This window comes from Mesorhizobium sp. M0139 (assembly GCF_040322455.1).
GTDB lineage: Bacteria > Pseudomonadota > Alphaproteobacteria > Rhizobiales > Rhizobiaceae > Mesorhizobium.
In genome coordinates, this window is record NZ_JAMYTN010000009.1 from 26190 (window position 1) to 44177 (window position 17988).

The 17988-nt window shown below is 63.6% G+C and carries 16 protein-coding genes and 1 tRNA gene; 8 read left to right on the forward strand and 9 right to left on the reverse strand.

Translation table 11 applies throughout. The features are described from left to right. Positions 1 to 12: 12 nt before the first annotated feature. Positions 13 to 222 carry a hypothetical protein gene (locus NKJ58_RS16750; RefSeq protein WP_031203497.1) on the forward strand — a complete coding sequence of 70 codons (210 nt, stop codon included), beginning with the start codon at positions 13 to 15 and terminating at the stop codon, positions 220 to 222. 7 nt (positions 223 to 229) lie between these two features. Here NKJ58_RS16750 and NKJ58_RS16755 read toward each other — a convergent pair whose 3' ends face one another. Beyond that, positions 230 to 1480 (reverse strand): D-amino acid dehydrogenase, encoded by a 1251-nt coding sequence (locus NKJ58_RS16755; RefSeq protein WP_023669653.1) that lies wholly within the window; start codon positions 1478 to 1480, stop codon positions 230 to 232. Positions 1481 to 1577: 97 nt separating this feature from the next. Continuing rightward, complete coding sequence (gene galE / locus NKJ58_RS16760) at positions 1578 to 2573, reverse strand: UDP-glucose 4-epimerase GalE (RefSeq protein WP_023669652.1); 996 nt, start codon at positions 2571 to 2573, stop codon at positions 1578 to 1580. Positions 2574 to 2852: 279 nt separating this feature from the next. Between galE and hemA the strand changes: the two genes are divergently transcribed. Then, entirely contained in the window at positions 2853 to 4130 is a 1278-nt protein-coding gene (hemA, locus tag NKJ58_RS16765; protein ID WP_023699526.1) for a 5-aminolevulinate synthase, read from the forward strand. Between the two features lie 18 nt (positions 4131 to 4148). Here hemA and NKJ58_RS16770 read toward each other — a convergent pair whose 3' ends face one another. Beyond that, positions 4149 to 5315 (reverse strand): pyridoxal phosphate-dependent aminotransferase, encoded by a 1167-nt coding sequence (locus NKJ58_RS16770; RefSeq protein WP_023806884.1) that lies wholly within the window; start codon positions 5313 to 5315, stop codon positions 4149 to 4151. A gap of 159 nt (positions 5316 to 5474) precedes the next feature. Further along, the gene (gene mscL, locus NKJ58_RS16775) at positions 5475 to 5894 is read right to left on the reverse strand and encodes a large conductance mechanosensitive channel protein MscL (RefSeq protein ID WP_023681933.1); all 420 of its coding nucleotides are present in this window, start codon (positions 5892 to 5894) and stop codon (positions 5475 to 5477) included. 251 nt (positions 5895 to 6145) lie between these two features. Here mscL and NKJ58_RS16780 point away from each other — a divergent pair, with 251 nt between their 5' ends. Beyond that, positions 6146 to 9649 (forward strand): PAS domain-containing hybrid sensor histidine kinase/response regulator, encoded by a 3504-nt coding sequence (locus NKJ58_RS16780; protein WP_352518518.1) that lies wholly within the window; start codon positions 6146 to 6148, stop codon positions 9647 to 9649. Between the two features lie 104 nt (positions 9650 to 9753). Here the strand turns inward: NKJ58_RS16780 and NKJ58_RS16785 are convergent, their stop codons facing one another. Continuing rightward, on the reverse strand, positions 9754 to 10413 hold the full coding sequence (locus tag NKJ58_RS16785) for a response regulator transcription factor (protein ID WP_023806886.1): 660 nt from the start codon (positions 10411 to 10413) through the stop codon (positions 9754 to 9756). Between the two features lie 133 nt (positions 10414 to 10546). After that, on the reverse strand, positions 10547 to 10981 hold the full coding sequence (locus tag NKJ58_RS16790) for a hypothetical protein (RefSeq protein WP_023816195.1): 435 nt from the start codon (positions 10979 to 10981) through the stop codon (positions 10547 to 10549). 105 nt (positions 10982 to 11086) lie between these two features. Between NKJ58_RS16790 and NKJ58_RS16795 the strand changes: the two genes are divergently transcribed. Together NKJ58_RS16795 and NKJ58_RS16800 are read left to right on the forward strand one after the other, a co-directional pair. Beyond that, a complete protein-coding gene (locus NKJ58_RS16795) occupies positions 11087 to 11437 on the forward strand; it encodes a DUF952 domain-containing protein (protein WP_023669645.1) in 351 nt (116 codons plus the stop codon). Further along, a complete protein-coding gene (locus tag NKJ58_RS16800) occupies positions 11434 to 12504 on the forward strand; it encodes a quinone-dependent dihydroorotate dehydrogenase (RefSeq protein WP_023740731.1) in 1071 nt (356 codons plus the stop codon). The genes NKJ58_RS16795 and NKJ58_RS16800 overlap by 4 nt, the downstream gene beginning before the upstream one ends. Here the strand turns inward: NKJ58_RS16800 and NKJ58_RS16805 are convergent. Then, positions 12501 to 13838, reverse strand: coding sequence for an MATE family efflux transporter (locus tag NKJ58_RS16805; RefSeq protein ID WP_023746699.1), 1338 nt, complete (start codon positions 13836 to 13838; stop codon positions 12501 to 12503). The two genes, NKJ58_RS16800 and NKJ58_RS16805, sit on opposite strands and share 4 nt — an antisense overlap. A gap of 217 nt (positions 13839 to 14055) precedes the next feature. Here NKJ58_RS16805 and NKJ58_RS16810 point away from each other — a divergent pair, with 217 nt between their 5' ends. Further along, on the forward strand, positions 14056 to 14958 hold the full coding sequence (locus tag NKJ58_RS16810) for a histone deacetylase family protein (protein ID WP_023816194.1): 903 nt from the start codon (positions 14056 to 14058) through the stop codon (positions 14956 to 14958). Positions 14959 to 15025: 67 nt separating this feature from the next. Here NKJ58_RS16810 and NKJ58_RS16815 read toward each other — a convergent pair whose 3' ends face one another. Next, positions 15026 to 15289 (reverse strand): DUF6460 domain-containing protein, encoded by a 264-nt coding sequence (locus NKJ58_RS16815; RefSeq protein ID WP_023696688.1) that lies wholly within the window; start codon positions 15287 to 15289, stop codon positions 15026 to 15028. 180 nt (positions 15290 to 15469) lie between these two features. On the opposite strand from NKJ58_RS16815, the gene NKJ58_RS16820 reads away from it, so the two are divergent. Further along, positions 15470 to 15543: transfer RNA gene (locus NKJ58_RS16820), tRNA-Gly, on the forward strand. Positions 15544 to 15547: 4 nt separating this feature from the next. Here the strand turns inward: NKJ58_RS16820 and NKJ58_RS16825 are convergent. Continuing rightward, entirely contained in the window at positions 15548 to 16555 is a 1008-nt protein-coding gene (locus tag NKJ58_RS16825) for a LysR family transcriptional regulator (protein WP_023681942.1), read from the reverse strand. 289 nt (positions 16556 to 16844) lie between these two features. On the opposite strand from NKJ58_RS16825, the gene chvE reads away from it, so the two are divergent. Further along, a complete protein-coding gene (chvE, locus tag NKJ58_RS16830; RefSeq protein ID WP_023681943.1) occupies positions 16845 to 17915 on the forward strand; it encodes a multiple monosaccharide ABC transporter substrate-binding protein in 1071 nt (356 codons plus the stop codon). Positions 17916 to 17988 lie beyond the last annotated feature (73 nt).

Here is a 17988-nt window from a genome sequence, read left to right on the forward strand (position 1 = left end):
TCGGAGAGGCCGGTGACGCTGGTCGTTCATCATTTCGATGGTGAGTGGCAACTGACCTGCGGCGAACATGATCATCCCGCGGACTGTGGAGATTTCGAAGTTATCGGTCTCGGCCATTTGACCTCCAGGCAGGAAAACTTGGCACAGATTGGCCAGCTTGAGCGCGGATGGCTTGCCGAATGGGTGCACGGCGAATGGACTCGATGCCAACACGACGACTAGAGCTCCCTCAGTTCCCGTAGACCAGCCCTTGCGGGTCGATCTCCGGCTTGCGGCCGGCGACGAGGTCGGCCAGGAACTTGCCCGAGCCGCAGGCCATGGTCCAGCCGACATGGCCGTGGCCGGTGTCGAGGTAAAGGTTCTTGTATTTCGCCTTGCCGATGACCGGCACCGAGTTGGGCATCATCGGCCGCAGACCTGCCCACAACAGCGCCTTCTTCTCGTCGAAAGCGCCAGGGAAAAGGTCTTTGCCGGTGCTCAGCATGGACTTGAAGTCGCTGGGCTTGAAGCTGCGGTCGAAGCCGGTGAACTCGGCTGTCGAGGACATGCGCAGGCGGTTTCCGAGCCTGGAGTAGCCAACCAGCCGGTCCTCGTCGGCGCCGCCCATGGTCGGTCCCTTGCTCTCGTCCTCCAGCGGGATGGTCGCGCTATAGCCTTTAACCGGATAGACGGGCAGGTCGATACCGTAGCGGCGGCCGATCAGGCCGCTCTCGGGGCCCATGGCGATGACGACGGCGTCGCCCGTCACCGGGCCGGCCGACGTCATGACCGCACGCACCCAGTCGCCCTCTATGTCGAGCCCCTCGACCGTGGTGTCGAACAGGAATCTGACGCCGAGCTTTTCGGCGGCATAGGCGGCGAGCCCGTCGACGAATATCCTGGAATCGCCGGTCTGGTCGATTGGCGAATAAACGCCGCCGGCGATCTTTTCCTTCACTCCGGCGAGCCCGGGCTCAAGTTCGACCAGCCGGTCGCGGCCGACGATCTCGATCGGCAGGCCATGCTTTGCCAGAAACTGGTAGTTGTCGGTGCCGGTGTCGAGACTGTGCTGCGAGCGGAAGAAATAAAGAATGCCCTTCTTGCGCTCGTCATAGTGGATGCCGGTGGCGTCGGAGAGCGCGTTGATGCAGTCGCGCGAATAGAGCGCCAGGCGCAGTTTGACCTGGCTGTTGGCGCGCAGCCGGGCCACGGTGCACTGGCGCAGGAAACGCAGGCTCCAGGCGAGGAAATAAGGATCGAAGCGCAGCCTGACCTTGATGCCGAGATCATGGTTCCAGAGAGCGCGCAGGAAGGTCTTCAGCGCCGCCGGCGAGGCCCAGGCGGTGGCGTCGCCCGGCGACACCAGACCGGCATTGGACTGGCTGGTGCCGCGCGCCGGCGCCGGATGGCGCTCGATCACGGTGACCTCATGGCCGTCGGCGGCCAGATAATAGGCGGCCGCGGTACCGACAACGCCGGCTCCAAGCACCGTTATCTTCATGCCACCCCCTCTTCGCGGCACAGCGCCTCCACGCCGCACCGCCATTGCTTCAATAGCGCTTCGCCGCGCGCCTTGCGAGCCCTCGGAAGTGCCCGGCTCAGCCCCGCGCGGAGTTCTTGCCGGTGAGGATACGCTCCCAGGCGAGTGCATCGGCGACGATCTGGTCGAGGTCGTCGCGTTGCGGGGTCCAGCCGAGTTCGGCGCGTGCAAGGTCCGAATTGGCAACCACGGCGGCGGCGTCACCGGGGCGCCGGTCGCCCATCTTGACCTCGAAATCCCGGCCGAAGGCGCGCCGCACGCTGTCGATGACCTCGAGCACCGAATAGCCGTGGCTGTAGCCGCAATTGGCGACGAGGCTGCCGCCGCCGGCGCGCAGCCGCTGCAGCGCCAGCCGGTGCGCCGCAGCCAGGTCGCTGACATGGATATAATCGCGCATGCAGGTGCCGTCCGGCGTCGGATAATCGGTGCCGAACACCTGCATGAAGGGGCGTTTGCCGAGCGCGGTCTCGCAGGCGACCTTGATCAGATGCGTGGCGCCAGGCGTCGACTGCCCCGTCCGGCCCCTGGGATCGGCGCCGGCGACGTTGAAGTAGCGCAGCGCCGTGTACCGCAAGGGATGCGCAAGCGCTGCATCGCGCAGCATCCATTCGCTCATCAGCTTGGACAGGCCGTAGGGCGATTCCGGCGCCAGGCGGGCATCCTCGCGCACCGGCTCCAGGCCGGCGCCGCCATAGACGGCGGCGGTCGAGGAGAAGATGAAATGCGGCACGCCCTCGCGCACGGCGGTTTCGATCAGCGTGCGGGTCTTGGAGGTGTTGTTCTCGTAATAGGCGAGCGGATCGGCAACCGATTCCGGCACCACGATGGAACCGGCGAAGTGGATGATCGCGTCGACCTTGTTATCCCGGATGATCTGGCCGACCAATTCCCTATCGGCGACATCGCCGACGACAAGCTTGGCTTCCGGCGCTACCGCCCATTCGAAGCCCGTGGAAAGGCGGTCGAGAACGACGACGCTCTCGCCGGCATCCAGCAGTTCCCAGACCATGTGGCTGCCGATATAGCCGGCGCCGCCCGTTACCAAAACCGTCATCCGCGTCCTCTTTTACTCATGATTTATCGGAAACTGTCTCAATCACCGACTTACTGGAAAGCCTGCGGCAAGGCCATTAGAAACGCCTGAATGTTAAATCCGTAACAGTCTCACCGGCCTGTGGCATCGTACGGAAACAAAATTGATCCACATCAAGGGAATAGGCCACGATCTGGCATCGTTAGGAACAGGCTTGGGGCGTGGCATTTTGACCAAAACGGCCCGGTGGACGACGAATGGCCCAACGATTATGATCCCGCGCAAAACTGGGAAGGCGACATGAACTATCAGCGGTTCTTCGAGGAAGCGATCGACCAGCTCCACGCCGAGCGGCGCTACCGGGTTTTCGCCGATCTCGAGCGCATTGTCGGCAAGTTTCCGCGCGCCATCTGGCGTTCAAACGGCCGCGCCGAGGAAATCACCGTCTGGTGCTCCAACGACTATCTCGGCATGGGCCAGAACCCCGATGTCATTGCCGCGTTCCAGAATGCAGCCGGCAAGATGGGTTCGGGCGCCGGCGGCACCCGCAACATTTCCGGCACCTCGAACCCGCTCGTCGAGCTCGAGCTGGAACTGGCCGACCTGCACGACAAGGAAGCGGCGCTGGTCTTCACCTCCGGCTTCGTCTCCAACGAGGCCTCGATCTCGACCATTGCGCGGCTTTTGCCCAATTGCCTGATCATTTCGGACGAGTTGAACCATGCCTCGATGATCGAAGGCGTACGGCGCTCGGGCGCCGAAAAGAAGATTTTCCGCCACAACGACGTCGCGCATCTCGAAAGCCTGCTGCAGGTGGCGGGCCGCGAACGCGCCAAGCTGATCGTGTTCGAGAGCGTCTATTCGATGGATGGCGACATCGCGCCGATCAAGCAGATCGTCGAACTGGCCGAACGCTACAACGCGATGACCTATATTGACGAGGTCCATGCCGTCGGCATGTACGGACCGCGCGGCGGCGGCATCACCGAGCGCGAGGGGCTGGCCGACCGTATCGACATCATCGAAGGCACGCTGGCCAAGGCGTTCGGCACGCTGGGCGGCTATATCGCCGGCAACAGCGCCGTCATCGACGCGGTGCGCTCCTATGCTCCGGGCTTCATCTTCACCACGGCGCTGCCGCCGGCGATCGCCGCCGCCGCCACCACGTCCATCCGTCACCTCAAGCGCTCGCAAGCCGAGCGCGATGCGCAGCAACAGCAGGCATCGCGGACCAAGGAGGTTCTTTCTGCAGCCGGCCTGCCGGTGATGGAATCACCGACGCATATCGTGCCGGTGCTGGTCGGTGACCCCGAACTCTGCAAGATGGCCAGCGACCGTCTGCTCGGCGTGCACGGCATCTACATCCAGCCGATCAACTATCCGACCGTGCCGCGCGGCACCGAGCGGCTGCGCATCACGCCGACGCCGTTCCATACCGATGCGCTGATTGCGGGACTTCAGGACGCGCTGGTCGAGACATGGGATGCGCTCGGCATTCCCTATGGCTCCGCAGGGCGGCCCACTGTCGCCAAGAGCGACCGGATTGTGCCGCTGCTTGTGCCGAAGTCGGGCGGCTGAAGCCGCCGCCCATTTATCTCAAACCGTCCTCATCCATCCCGCCAAGCGATGTGCCGCTTCCTCGAGCTGGTCGAGGCGGCGGTGGAAGCACAGGCGCAAAAACGCCTCTCCGCCAGGGCCGAAGGCGGTGCCCGGCGCCAGGCCGACATTGGCCTTGTCGACGATGTCGAAAGCAGCCCGGCGCGGATCGGTGATGCCGTCGACCGTGAAAAACAAATAGAACGCGCCTTGCGGCACGGTGAAGCGCGCTTTGCCGGTTGCGCCTAGAATATCGCAGACCAGGTCGCGCGCCTTTCGCGCCCGCTCAACCTGTTCGACGATGAACGCATCACCGTGGTCCAGCGCCGCGACGGCGCCGCGCTGCATGAACTGGGCGACGCCTGAGGTCGAATACTGGATCAGGTTCTCGAACACCTGCTGCAGCTCGGGATGGGTCTTGATCCAGCCGACGCGCCAGCCGGTCATCGCCCAGTTCTTGGAAAAGGAGTTGACGAACAGGATGCGGTCTTCCGCGGTCGAAATGTCGAGGAAGGACGGCGCACGGCCGTGGCCGTAGTGGAACAGCGAATAGATCTCGTCGGCGATGATCCACAGGCCCTTTTGGCGGGCGAGATTCAGGATCGCCTGCAGCGTTTCCTTATCGGCCGTCCAGCCGGTGGGGTTCGATGGCGTGTTGACGAACAGCGCCTTGGTGCGCGGCGTCACCGCAGCTGCAATCTTGTCGACATCGCAGGACCAGCCATTGCCCGACTGGTCGAGCGTGACCGCAACCGGGGTAGCGCCGGAAATACCGGCGGCGGCGGCGAAATTCGGCCAGGCCGGGGAGAGATAGACCACCTCGTCGCCGCTGCCGGCGACCGCGGCTAATGCCAACTGAATGGCATGCATGCCGGAACCGGTGGCGATGAATTCCTCTTCGGCGAAGCTCTTGCCGAAATGCCTGGCATAGTAGCGAGAAAGCGCTTGCCTCAGCTCCGGAATGCCTTTCTGCCAAGTATAGAAGGTCTCGCCATTGGCGAGCCCCTTGGCGGCGGCTTCCGAAATGAAGGCAGGCGTCGGCAAATCGCCTTCACCGGCCCAGAGCGGGATCATGCCCTCGCGCGTACGGCCGTAATTGACGACGGCGACAATGCCGCTTTCGGGGGCGGCCACCGCTTCGCCGCGCAAGCTATCGATCAGGGTCATGGACAGATCCGTTTTGATGTCTGCTTTGATGCATGTCGTTATCCCAGAACCGCTGCACACTTCTGGGCGACATGCATTGGCGGATGCTCTTAGCAGATGCGGCAACAGAAAACCCCGGCCGCGAACGACCGGGGTTTTGGTCCAGAAATCTGGCCTTGTCTATTTCCTGGCGAGGAGATCGCGAATTTCGGTGAGCAGTGCGACGTCAGCCGGCGGCGGAGCCGCAGGTGCGGCCGGCTTCTCCCGCTCGAGCCGCTTGCGCATGTTGTTCACGGCCTTGACCATCAGGAAGATGATGAAAGCCAGGATGACGAAATTCAGCGCCACGGTGATAAAATTGCCGTAGGCGAACACCGCGCCTTCCTTACGCGCGTCGGCAAGATTGGTCGAATGCACTGTTGATGAGAGGCCTATGAAGTAGTTGGAAAAGTCGACGCCACCAAGTGCGCCGATGAAAGGCATGATGATGTCGTTGACAAGAGAATCGACGATCTTGCTGAAGGCCGCGCCGATGATGACGCCGACCGCAAGGTCCATCACATTTCCTTTGGAAATGAATTCCTGGAATTCTTTCAGCATTCGACCCTCCTTGTCATGACGGACCGCGCTGCCGCCGTCCCTCCGGCGTCGGCCCGTGCGCACCATAACAAAAACCTGCGGTTGCAACAGAAGCAAAAGTTGGAAAACACCGCTTTCTCCTTACCTTGGTTCACGGTTCGACAGGGCAGCGTCGCGACCATGCGCCGAAAGCCGCGATGGACTTGACCTTAGAGCTGTGATTGCCTCTGGGCAGGCCGGGGTGAAAGCTGGCCGAGGAGGATTTTCGGGCCGTGCAGGGCTGGTTCATCGTCATCATTGCCGTCGCCTATGTGACGCTGCTGTTCGCCATCGCTAGCCTTGGCGACCGGCGGTCGACGGCGTCGGGACCCGGCCACGCCCGGCCCTTCATCTATGCACTCAGCCTCGCCATCTACTGCACCTCCTGGACCTTTTTCGGCTCGGTCGGCCTGTCCTCCGAGCGCGGCCTCGAATTTCTCGGCATCTATACCGGCCCGGTGCTGGTGTTCGTGTTCGGCTTTCCGCTGCTCAATCGCATCGTGCGGCTGGCCAAGAGCGAGAAGATCACCTCGATCGCCGACTTCCTGGGCGCCCGCTATGGCAAGAGCTTTGCCGTCTCGGCGATCGCCACGCTGATCGCCACCATCGGCGCGGTGCCCTATATCGCACTGCAATTGAAGGCGATCTCCGGTTCGGTCGGCCTGATGGTCGAGCATTATACGGGATCGCCGCCCTCCTTCGATCCCTTCGTCAGCGACATCTCGCTGGTGGTGGCCATGCTCTTGGCGCTGTTTGCGGTGCTGTTCGGCACCCGCCATGCCGACGCCACCGAGCACCAGGACGGGCTGGTGCTGGCGGTGGCGGTCGAAACCGTGGTCAAGCTCGCCGCCTTCCTGGCGATCGGCCTGATGGTCACCTTCCTGATCTTCGGTGGCCCGGGCGACATGATCGACAAGCTGGCCGAAAACAGCCAGGTGCGGCAAGCCATGGGCTACAACACCTCGCTCGCCACCTGGCTGGTGCTGACTTGCCTGAGCGGCTTTGCCATTATCATGCTGCCGCGCCAGTTCTACGTCACCATCGTCGAGAACCGCGGCGAGGCCGAACTGCGCACCGCGACCTGGGTGTTTCCGCTCTATCTCGTGGCGATAAACCTGTTCGTGCTGCCGATCGCCTTCGCCGGCCTGGCGCTGGTCGGCGCCAAAACCACCAGTGACCTCTATGTGCTGGCGCTGCCCTTGTTCGGCGGCCATGACTTCCTCGCCATGGCCGCCTTCATCGGTGGGCTGTCGGCGGCGACCGCCATGGTGATCGTCGAAAGCGTGGCGCTGTCGATCATGATCTCCAACGACCTCGTCATCCCGCTGTTCGTGCGCCGCCTGCTCAAGACCACGACCTCTGAGAATGAGGATTGGTCGACGCTGATCCTCAACGTGCGGCGCGGCGCCATCTTCATCCTGTTGTTCATCGCCTTCCTCTACTACCGCGAAAGCACCAACTCGGCGCGGCTGTCGTCGATCGGCCTGATGTCGTTCGCGGCAATCGCCCAATTCGCGCCGGCGCTGATCGGCGGGCTGATCTGGCGCGGCGCCAATGGCCGCGGCGCGGCCCTTGGCATGGTCGCCGGCATCCTCGTCTGGGGCTATACGCTGCTTTTGCCGTCGCTCTCGGCAGCCGACGCGGACATCGTCGTGCAGGGGTTGTTCGGTTTCGAGGCGCTGCGGCCGCAGGCTCTGTTCGGCACCGTCGCCGAACCGTTGAACCACGGCGTGCTCTGGAGCCTGTCGGTCAACACGCTGTTCTTCGTGCTCGGCTCGCTGTCGCGCGCGTCAGTGCCGCTGGAGCGGATCCAGGCGTCGATCTTCGTGCCGCGCGAATCCGGCCCGATGCCCAGCCTGCGCCGCTTCCGCACCGCCATCACCGTCAACGTGCTGAAGGACACCATCTCGCGCTACCTCGGCGTCGAGCGCACCGAGCGCTCCTTCCAATCCTTCGAGAAAAGCAATGGCGTCTCGCTGCACGGCAATGAGCAGGCCAGCATGGATGTCATCCGCTTTTCCGAGCAGCTGCTGGCGAGCGCGGTCGGCTCGTCTTCGGCGCGGCTGATCCTGTCGCTGCTGTTTCGCCGCAACGACCGCGAGTCCAAGGACGCCTTTCGCCTGCTCGACGACGCCACCGAAGCGCTGCAGCACAATCGCGACCTGCTGCAGATCGCGCTCGACCAGATGGAGCAGGGCATCACCGTATTCGACCGCGATTTTCGTCTGATCTGCTGGAACAGACAATATCGCGCGCTGTTCGACCTGCCCGACGAGATGGGCCAGGTCGGCGTGTCGCTCGACCGCATCCTGCGCCACCTCGCCGAGCGCGGCGATATTCCGGCCGACCAGCGCGTGGCGATGCTCAACCGGCTGACCAGCTTCGTCAGCCCATGGCAGATGGAGTTGAAGACCAGTGGCCGTATCCTCGAACTGCGCTCCAACCCGATGCCGGACGGCGGAATCGTCGCCACCTATGCCGACATATCAGGACGCGTCGAACAGGATTTGGCGCTGAAGCGGGCCAATGAATCGCTGGAGCAGCGGGTCAAGACGCGGACCATCGAACTGACTAGGGTTAACGAGGAGTTGACCCGGGTCAATGAGGAGCTGGCGCAGGCGCAGATGCTGGCCGAGGAGGCCAATCTGGGCAAGACGCGCTTCCTCGCCGCCGCCGGCCACGACATCCTGCAGCCGCTGAACGCCGCCCGTCTCTACTGCTCGTCGCTGATCGAAAAGGCCGGCAAGGGCCCGGCCGGGAAGGCTGCTATCAACATCGAATCCTCGCTGGAATCGGTCGAAACGATCCTGGGCGCCGTGCTCGACATTTCCCGCCTCGACGCCGGCGCGATGAAACCCGATGACAGCGCCTTCCGCCTGGACGGGCTGCTGCGCCAGATCGGCAATGATTTTCAGCCGCTCGCCGCCGAAAAGAAACTCGATCTGACGATCATAGCCTCGTCGCTCAGCGTGTTGACGGACCGCAACCTGCTGCGCCGGCTGATCCAGAACCTGGTCTCCAACGCCATCAAATACACCCCCCATGGCCGCATCCTGGTCGGCGTGCGACGGCGCGGCGAACTCGCCGAAATCCAGGTGATCGACACTGGCATCGGCATTGCCGGCGACAAGCTGAACACGGTCTTCAACGAGTTCACCCGGCTGGACGAAGGCGCGCGCGAGGCCGAAGGTCTCGGCCTTGGCCTGTCCATCGTCGACCGCATCGCGCGGGTGCTGCGGCTCGAGATCCAGATCTTTTCCAACCCGGGCAAGGGTACGCGCTTTTCCGTTATCCTGCCGGTTGCGGCGGTTGAGGCGCCGCGGCGCGAGGTCGAGCCGAAGGCGCCTGCCCGCACCGCGAATTCGCTGGCCGGCCTGCGCGTCATGTGCATCGACAACGACGCCCGCATCCTCGACGGCATGCGGCTTCTGCTCGAGGGCTGGGGCTGCAGCATCGGCACGTTTTCGGGTTCGGAGGATTTTGGCGGGGCCGATCGTCCCGACATCGTGCTTGCCGACTATCATCTCGATGGCAGAAGCGGCCTCGACATCATCGCCCGCCTGCGTGACATCCATGGTTCGGACCTGCCGGCCGTGCTGGTCACCGCCGACCGCTCCACCGAGGTCCGTGCCGCTGCCGCCGCCCTGGACGTGCCGGTGATCAACAAGCCGCTGAAGCCGGCCGTGCTGCGTTCCATGATGGCAAGGGTCAGGCCGCTGGCATCGGCGGCCGAGTAGGGTTCAATGCATGTCGCCCAGAAGTGTGCCCCGGTTCTGGGACCACGACATGCATCGAACAAGAGCTAAAGCGGGTCGCATGAATCCGTTCAGCGCGATGCGCTTTAGCCTGCTGGCTGCAACGGATCGCTGCCGATCTTGGACAGCTGGATCACCGCCTGGGTGCGGCTGTCGACGCCGAGCTTTTGCAGGATGGCCGAGACATGCGCCTTGACCGTCGCTTCGGAGACGCTGAGTTCGTACGCGATCTGCTTGTTGAGCAGGCCTTCGGCCAGCATGCCGAGGACACGCGTCTGCTGCGGCGTCAGCGCCTGCAGCCGCTTGATCAGGTCGGATATTTCGGGGTCGCGCTCGACGCCGAGGTCGATGCCGACGGGTGCTGCGATGTCGCCGGCCAGCACCGTCTGCACGGCGCTGCGGATTTCCTCCATGCTGGCCGATTTGGAGATGAAACCGGACGCGCCGAGATCGAGCGCGCGCCGGATGGTCACCGGGTCGTCGTGCGCCGACACCACCACCAGCGGCACCGCCGGGTGGATGCCGCGCAACGCGATCAGACCGGACAGGCCGCTGGCGCCCGGCATCGACAGGTCGAGCAGCACCAGGTCGACATCCTCATTGGCCACGACCAGGGCCTTGGCGCTTTCGAAATCGCCGGCCTCGTGAATGGCGGCGACATCGCCGACGCCGGCAAGCGCCTCTTTCAAGGCGCCGCGGAACAGCGGATGGTCGTCGGCAATGACGAAGGTGTAGCCCGACGGCAAATGTTCCTCCCCAAATCCCGTTGTTGCCCAAACTTCGTTATCGATTGACGGCTTTTACGGGATCGGACGATTATGCGGCGAAGCGCTTTGTTTTCAAGCGGCAATGGCCGGACGGCACTTTGCGCCGGGCAGCTCAGGTCTTTTGCGAGTTGAGCTTGGCGCCGTCGCCATTGTCCTTGTCCATCTCCTTGACGATGCCCATGAAGCCACGCAGCATGCGCTCCATATAGCTCATGGTCTTGTCGAAATCCTCTTCGCTCGGCAATTTCGACTCGAGACGGGCCGACAGCGAATTCTCCAACCTGGCGACGCGTTCGTCCATTGCCTTCATCGAGGCCTGCAAACGGTCGACTTCGTCCTGGAAGGCGGCGCGTTCGTCGGCGGCCATCTTGCAGACGAGCTGGCCGGAGCGCTCCTCGCAGATCGACATGGCGCCGGTCCGGGTATCCATGCGGACATAGCCGTTGGCCGTTTTCTCCAGCCGGTAGCGGTCGGTCTCTTCGGACCAGGCCGACGCCGCGACCAGCGAGACCAGTGCGGCGGGGATCAGTATGTGCTGCAGACGCATGTTCCATCCTCCACGAGCCAGTATGCGCAACCTATCACAGCTTTGCGCCGTAAATGCGGACGAGTTGCCCTTCCCCGCATGATCGGTTCGGATTATAGCGCAACCATGTCTCAGATTATCTACAAGATCGCGCCCGAAGCGCTTTGGCGCGAGGCCGAGAAAAACGGCCGTTTCACCGGCGCTCCGATCGATATCGCCGACGGCTTCATCCATTTCTCCACCGCTGATCAGGTCAGGGAGACGGCGGCGAAGCATTTCGCCGGCCAGATGGATTTGCTGCTGATCGCCATCGACGGGGCGCTGCTCGGTGACGCGCTGAAATACGAGGTCTCGCGGGGCGGCGCGCTGTTCCCGCATCTCTATGGCGTGCTCGATATGAGCGCCGTGCTGTGGGTGCGGCCACTGCCGCTCGGGGCCGACGGCGCCCATCAATTCCCGGCGCTGGAGGCCGAATGATCGTGTTCGATCGCATCGGCCAGAAACTGCTGTTCACCTTCGATCCGGAAACGGCGCATGGCATGTCGATCGCGGCGCTGCGATGCGGTCTGCCGGTCGGCGCGCGGACGGTGCGCGACGACAGGTTGAAGCTCAGCCTCTGTGGCATCGCCTTCCCCAATCCGCTCGGCATGGCCGCAGGCTACGACAAGAACGCCGAGGTGCCCGACGCGCTGCTTGGCCTCGGCTTCGGCTTTGCCGAAGTCGGCACCGTGACGCCGCTGCCGCAGGCCGGCAATCCGAAGCCGCGCATTTTCCGGCTGACGGAGGATGATGCGGTGATCAACCGCCTGGGCTTCAACAATGAGGGCCACGAGGCGGCGGAAAAACGCCTTGCCGCGCGCCAGGGACGCGGCGGCATTGTCGGCGTCAACATCGGCGCCAACAAGGACAGCGCCGATCGTGTCCGTGACTATGAGTTGGGCGTTTCCCGTTTTGCGAAATACGCCAGCTATCTCACCGTCAACATCTCGTCGCCCAACACGCCCGGCCTGCGCACCATGCAGGCGCGCGAACAGCTCGGCGAACTGTTGTCTCGGGTCATGTCGGTGCGTGCAGCAGCTTCGGCGCAGCCGCCCCTCTTCCTCAAGATCGCGCCCGATCTGGTCGAGGCCGAGCTTGAAGACATCGCCGCCGAAGTCAGCGAGAAGCAGATTGACGGCGTCATCGTCTCCAACACGACGCTGGCGCGAACCGGATTGCGTAGCACAAGCGGCGAGACCGGCGGTCTCTCGGGAAAACCGCTGTTCGAGCGTTCGACCATCGTGCTGGCCAAGATGCGTCGGCTGCTCGGGCCGGAGCGCGCCGTCATCGGCGTCGGCGGCGTCGATTCCACTGATGCCGCGCTGGAGAAAATCCGCGCCGGCGCCGACCTCGTGCAGCTCTATACCGGCATGGTCTATGCCGGGCCGGCGCTGCCGGGGCGCATCCTTGCCGGGATGGTGCGATTTGCCGACAAGGAGCGGCTGAAATCATTGCGCGAACTGCGCGACAGCCGGCTCGATCAGTGGGCTGCCAGGCCGCTCTAAAACGCCGTGCGCAACCGGAGCCGCAGGATGGCCAGCAGGCTGAAGCCGCGCACCAGCAGGAAGACGTGCAGCGCCGCCCACAGGCCGTGATTGCCGAGAGACGGCGCCAAGCTGAACAATGCGGCGCTGAAGGCCAGGAACGACACCAGCATCATGTTGCGCATCTCGCGCGACCAGGTAGCGCCGATGAAGACGCCGTCCATCTGGAAGGCCAGCACGCCGCTCAGCGGTGTCAGTGCCGCCCACGGCAGATAGATGTCGGCAACAGCACGAACATCCGGCGACGTGGTGATCAACGAAATCAGGCCGGCGCCGCCGAGCCAGAAGATCAGCGTGGCGGTTCCGGCGAGGCCGAACCCCCAGAATAAGGTCAGACGTACCGCCCGGCGGAACGCCGTCTCGGCACGTGCGCCGATCGCGCGTCCCGCCAACTGTTCGGCCGCGGTGGCGAAACCGTCGAGAAAATAGCCGGCGACGAGGAAGAAGTTCATCAGCACGGCATTGGCGGCCAGCGTCAGCGTGCCGAACTGCGCGCCCTGGCGGGTGAACAGCGCGAAAGCGGCGAGCAGCGAGAACGAGCGGATCATGATATCGCGGTTGAGCGACAGCATGCGCAGGAAAGCGGGCATGTCGAGCAGGCGATGCCGCGGCAGGCGGGGTGCGGCCCGGAAGCGCCAGACAACGATGGCGAGACCCAGCAGCATGGCCAGACATTCGCCGGTGACGGTCGCCCAGGCCACGCCGGCGACGCCCCAGCCAAGCTTCAGGCCGAGCAGGATGCAAAGCACGATGTTGATGCCGTTGAGCACCGCCTGCAGCATCAGCCCAAGCCCGCCCTCGCCGCGTCCAAGGACATAGCCGAGGATGGCGTAGTTGATCAGCGTGAAGGGGGCGGCGAGCATTCTGATGTGGATATAGACGCCCATCGCCTCGCCGACGCGCGCTTCGCCGCCGATGAATTTCTGGCCGGCGATGGCAATCAGCGGCGCAAGGACGACAAGCACGATGCCGGCGGCGACCGCGATCAGCACGGCGCGCCAGAACACCGCCTGCTCCTCGGTTTCGTCGCCGCGCCCAAACGCCTGGGCGACGAGGCCGGTGGTGCCGGAGCGCAGGAAATTGAAGGTGCTGAAGACGACGTCGAAGACCAGGGCCCCGGCCGCCAGGCCGCCGAGCAGGGCGGCATCGCCGAACTGCCCGACCACCGCCGTGTCGACGATGCCGAGCAGCGGCGTCGTCAGATAGGCGAGCGTCATCGGCACGGCGATGGCGAGCACCGAACGGTTGGTGACGGCGAAGGGTCTCGCGTCGGCTGGGGTTGCACCCGTGTCCAGGGGATTGCTGCCTTGCTGGTTGCGGCTTGATCGAACAGCCGATGTGCCCCATTTTCCCGCCACCGCGCAATCACTCTTGCCGTGACGGCCAACCGAAATGTTCTTCTGGCGCGAGCCCGCCGGATCCCAGTACTGGTTTTAAGCAATTCCCAAAGGGAAGCGCTACGCGCTTCTCCCGGGAAAACCGCTGCACACTTTTCCTGGAATTGCTTTAGCCATGCCCCTGCAGATCGTCCATCATCCCGACTACGATGCCGGCTTCGCCGTCAATCATCGCTTTCCGATGAGCAAATATCCGCTGCTGATGCAGGCCTTGCATATCAGGGGCCTGATCCATGCCGGGGCGCTGTGGATGCCCGAGCCGGCGCCGGCCTCCTGGCTGAAGCTCGCCCATGCGGCTGATTATGTCGACCAGGTCATCACGTGTTCAGTGCCTGAAAAGATCGAGCGCGAGATCGGCTTTCCCGTGGGACTGCGCGTTTCGCTCAGGGCGCAACTCGCCGCCGGCGGCACGGTGCTGGCGGCGCGACTGGCGCTTATCAATGGCATTGCCTGCAACAGCGCCGGCGGCAGCCACCATGCGCGGCGCGCGCAAGGCGCGGGCTTCTGCACCTTCAACGATGTTGCCGTCGCTTCGCTGGTGCTGCTAGCCGAAGACGCGGTGAAAAACATCCTGATCGTCGATCTCGATGTGCATCAGGGCGACGGCACGGCGGATATACTGAGAGACGAACCACGCGCCTTCACCTTCTCCATGCATGGCGGACGCAATTATCCGGTGCGCAAGATTGCCTCCGATCTCGACGTTGCCCTGCCGGACGGCACCGGCGATGGCGCCTATCTCGAACGGCTGGGTGTCCTCCTGCCGGAGCTCTCGGCCAAGGCGCACTGGGACATCGTCTTCTACAATGCCGGTGTCGACGTGCATGCCGAGGACCGGCTCGGCCGGCTATCGCTCAGCGATGACGGCGTGCGTGCCCGCGACGCCATGGTGATCGGTCATTTCCGCGCGCTGGGCATCCCGGTCTGCGGTGTCATCGGCGGCGGCTATTCGACCGATGTCGCAGCGCTCGCGGCGCGCCACGCCATCCTGTTCGAGGTGGCGTCGGACTTTGCCTGAGTGGCCTTTGGTTTGAGCACAATCTTTTCCGAAAACCGGTTTCCACTTTTCGGGATCGTGGTCCGCTTCACTTCCGGTAGTTCGCGAGCCTGAGCAGGATGAACACCGGCACGACGATCGCGGCGCCGAGCAGGATATAGCCCAAGAAGCGATAGACCGCGTTGAAGCCGAGGTTCCAAAGATCGATGAAGAAACCCTGGATGCGGTAGAAGACGTCCATCGGCGTCCAGCCGAACGCATTCATGACCAGGCCGACCAGGAACGACACGACCAGCAGCTTGACGATCACCCTGACGGGCGAGTCACCGAGAAAGCGCGTCACTGTGGACAAGGGGCCTGCCTCCAGATTGGTTTGCCCGGATTCGGGGTACAAACCCACGAATACGCACTTGCTGCGCCCGCATCAAGGCGGGCGGACGGCGCAATCGGTCGGGTTTCCAACAGCCGTTTCCGAACAGCTGTCCAAGGGCGATTGCCCGAAGCACGCCCATCATGATATCGAGAGGCCGACGCGGGTATGATGTAATGGTAGCTTGTCAGCTTCCCAAGCTGAACGCGAGGGTTCGATTCCCTCTACCCGCTCCAGTTCCTATCCCACTTCCCGCAAGATAAAATCGTGCAGCATCTTGGCTGCCGGCGACAGCACGCGGTTCTTCACCGTGATCAGGCTGTAGGGGCGGACCTCGATGTCGAACTCGGTCTGGACGACATCGATGGCGCCGGCGAGACCGTCGGGGTTCTGGATGAATTTTGCCACCTGGATCGACACCGGGGCGATGGCGTCGGACTGCGCCACCATGACCAGTGTGAGCAGCAGCGACGAGGTGTTGAGGATGCGGTCCGGCAGGGCGATGTTGCGGTTCAGGAAATTGCTCTCCATCGCCTGGCGCAGCGGCGACCCGCCCGACTGGAACACCCAGTCGAAGGCGGCGGTGTCCTCCAGCCTCACCGCCTTCCCATTGTTTAGAGGATGGCCGTTGCTCAGCGGGTGGCCTCGGCGCACGATCAGGCAGGCCTTCTCGACGCCGATGACGCGCGATTCGAACAGGCGCGGATTGAGGTCTTCGGGGACACGGGCGATGATGAAATCATGGCGCGTGGCGATCAGTTCGCGCGCCAGCACATTCGACGTCTCGACCTGCATGGTAATCTCGATGCGCGGATAGAGGCGGCGTATCTCGCGGATCGCCGGGACCGCCAGTTCGATCGCCGGCGCCGTCACCGCGCCAAGGAACACCGAGCCGCCCTTGCCGGCCTTGAGCTCCGATATTTCGCGGTCGGCCTCGCGCATTTCGAGCAGGATCGAGCGCGCGCGCCGGGCCAGCGCCTTGCCGTAAGGGGTGAGCGTGATGCCGCGCGGCAGCCTTTCGCAGAGCTTCACCTCGAGCACCGCTTCCATCTCGGAAATCATGCGCGAGGCCGCCGGCTGCGAGATGTTCATCACCTGGGCGGCAGCACTCACCCGACCGTGATCGTCGAGTGCTGCGATCATGCGCATGTGACGCAGGCTCAAGCCGCTACGCAGAAGTGTCTCGCCATCGCCCGGCAATTCATCGTAACCGCTTGAAATTCCCTGAGGACCTCGTAAAGCCGCCATGCCTTTTCCCGCTTCCGCCACTGTTCCAGCCCGGTTTAGTCATATACCGGTTTTGGTATAGCAACCACCGAAGATCGCATTTGACAGTTATGGCAAAGGGTCACACTTTCGCGCGTCCTCAAGACTTGACGGTCGATGACGAGCAAAATCGTATCGATTTAAATCTGAGGGCCGATTGGGAGGATACCGGAGATCGATTATGACGGCGGCGGCGCTTTGGCGCATCCGCCCGACTGCGCGGCCCGCGAAGCCCCGAGGTGTCGCGTCCATCAACCAGGGAGAGTTTTACGTGAAAATCATCAAGACACTGGCCGCCGTCGCGGCCCTTGGCATCGCTGCCATGACCTACTCGGCGCATGCAGCCGACAAGGGTCTTGTCGGCGTGCTGATGCCGACCAAGACCTCGCAGCGCTGGATCAATGACGGCGATGCCGTCAAGTCCCAGCTCGAAGCTCTCGGCTACACGGTCGACCTGCAGTACGCTCAGGACGACATCCCCAACCAGCTCAGCCAGCTGGAAAACGAAATCACCAAGGGCCCGAAGGCGCTGATCATCGCTTCGATCGACGGCACGACCCTGTCGGACGCGCTGCAGAAGGCCGCTGACGCCGGCGTCGTCGTCGTCGCCTATGACCGCCTGATCAAGAAGACCGCCAATGTCGATTACTACACCACCTTCGACAATTTCGGCGTCGGCGTGATCCAGGCGAACTCGCTGGTCAAGGGTCTCAAGGAGCGCTTCCCGAACACCAAGCCGTGGAACGTCGAACTGTTCGGCGGCTCGCCGGACGACAACAACGCATTCTTCTTCTACAACGGCGCAATCTCGGTGCTGCAGCCGCTGATCGATGACGGCTCGATCAAGATCAAGTCCGGCCAGACCGGCATGGACAAGGTCGGCACGCTGCGCTGGCTCGCCGCCACCGCCCAGGCGCGCATGGACAACCTGCTGTCGGCCAACTACTCGGACGGCAGCCGCGTCGATGGCGTTCTTTCGCCCTATGACGGCCTGTCGCGCGGCATCACCGCTTCGCTGCGCGCCGTGGGTTACGGCACCGACGCCCAGCCGTGGCCGATCGTGACCGGCCAGGACGCCGAGACTGCTTCGGTCAAGCTGATCATCACGGGCGAGCAATACTCGACCGTGTTCAAGGACACCCGCGAACTGGCCAAGGCCACCGTCGAGCTCGTCGACAAGGTGCTCTCGGGCGGCAAGCCGGACGGCCTCGACGAAAAGACCTACAATAACGACGTCAAGGTCGTCCCCTCGATCCTTTTGACGCCGCATGAGGTCGACAAGTCGAACTACCAGGCACTGGTCGTCGACTCCGGCTACATCAAGGCCGACGAACTGAAGTAATCCGTTTATAAAGACAGGGGTCCTGCGCGACGCAGGACCCCTGTCCGTTCACAAGCGACCCCGGTATTGTTTC

Bases quoted from the DNA above. Each gene is read 5' to 3' on its own strand.
- NKJ58_RS16755 (WP_023669653.1), bottom strand. From the start codon at position 1,480: ATGAAGATAACGGTGCTTGGAGCCGGCGTTGTCGGTACCGCGGCCGCC.
- galE (WP_023669652.1), bottom strand. From the start codon at position 2,573: ATGACGGTTTTGGTAACGGGCGGCGCCGGCTATATCGGCAGCCACATG.
- hemA (WP_023699526.1), top strand. From the start codon at position 2,853: ATGAACTATCAGCGGTTCTTCGAGGAAGCGATCGACCAGCTCCACGCC.
- NKJ58_RS16770 (WP_023806884.1), bottom strand. From the start codon at position 5,315: ATGACCCTGATCGATAGCTTGCGCGGCGAAGCGGTGGCCGCCCCCGAA.
- mscL (WP_023681933.1), bottom strand. From the start codon at position 5,894: ATGCTGAAAGAATTCCAGGAATTCATTTCCAAAGGAAATGTGATGGAC.
- NKJ58_RS16790 (WP_023816195.1), bottom strand. From the start codon at position 10,981: ATGCGTCTGCAGCACATACTGATCCCCGCCGCACTGGTCTCGCTGGTC.
- NKJ58_RS16795 (WP_023669645.1), top strand. From the start codon at position 11,087: ATGTCTCAGATTATCTACAAGATCGCGCCCGAAGCGCTTTGGCGCGAG.
- NKJ58_RS16800 (WP_023740731.1), top strand. From the start codon at position 11,434: ATGATCGTGTTCGATCGCATCGGCCAGAAACTGCTGTTCACCTTCGAT.
- NKJ58_RS16810 (WP_023816194.1), top strand. From the start codon at position 14,056: ATGCCCCTGCAGATCGTCCATCATCCCGACTACGATGCCGGCTTCGCC.
- NKJ58_RS16825 (WP_023681942.1), bottom strand. From the start codon at position 16,555: ATGGCGGCTTTACGAGGTCCTCAGGGAATTTCAAGCGGTTACGATGAA.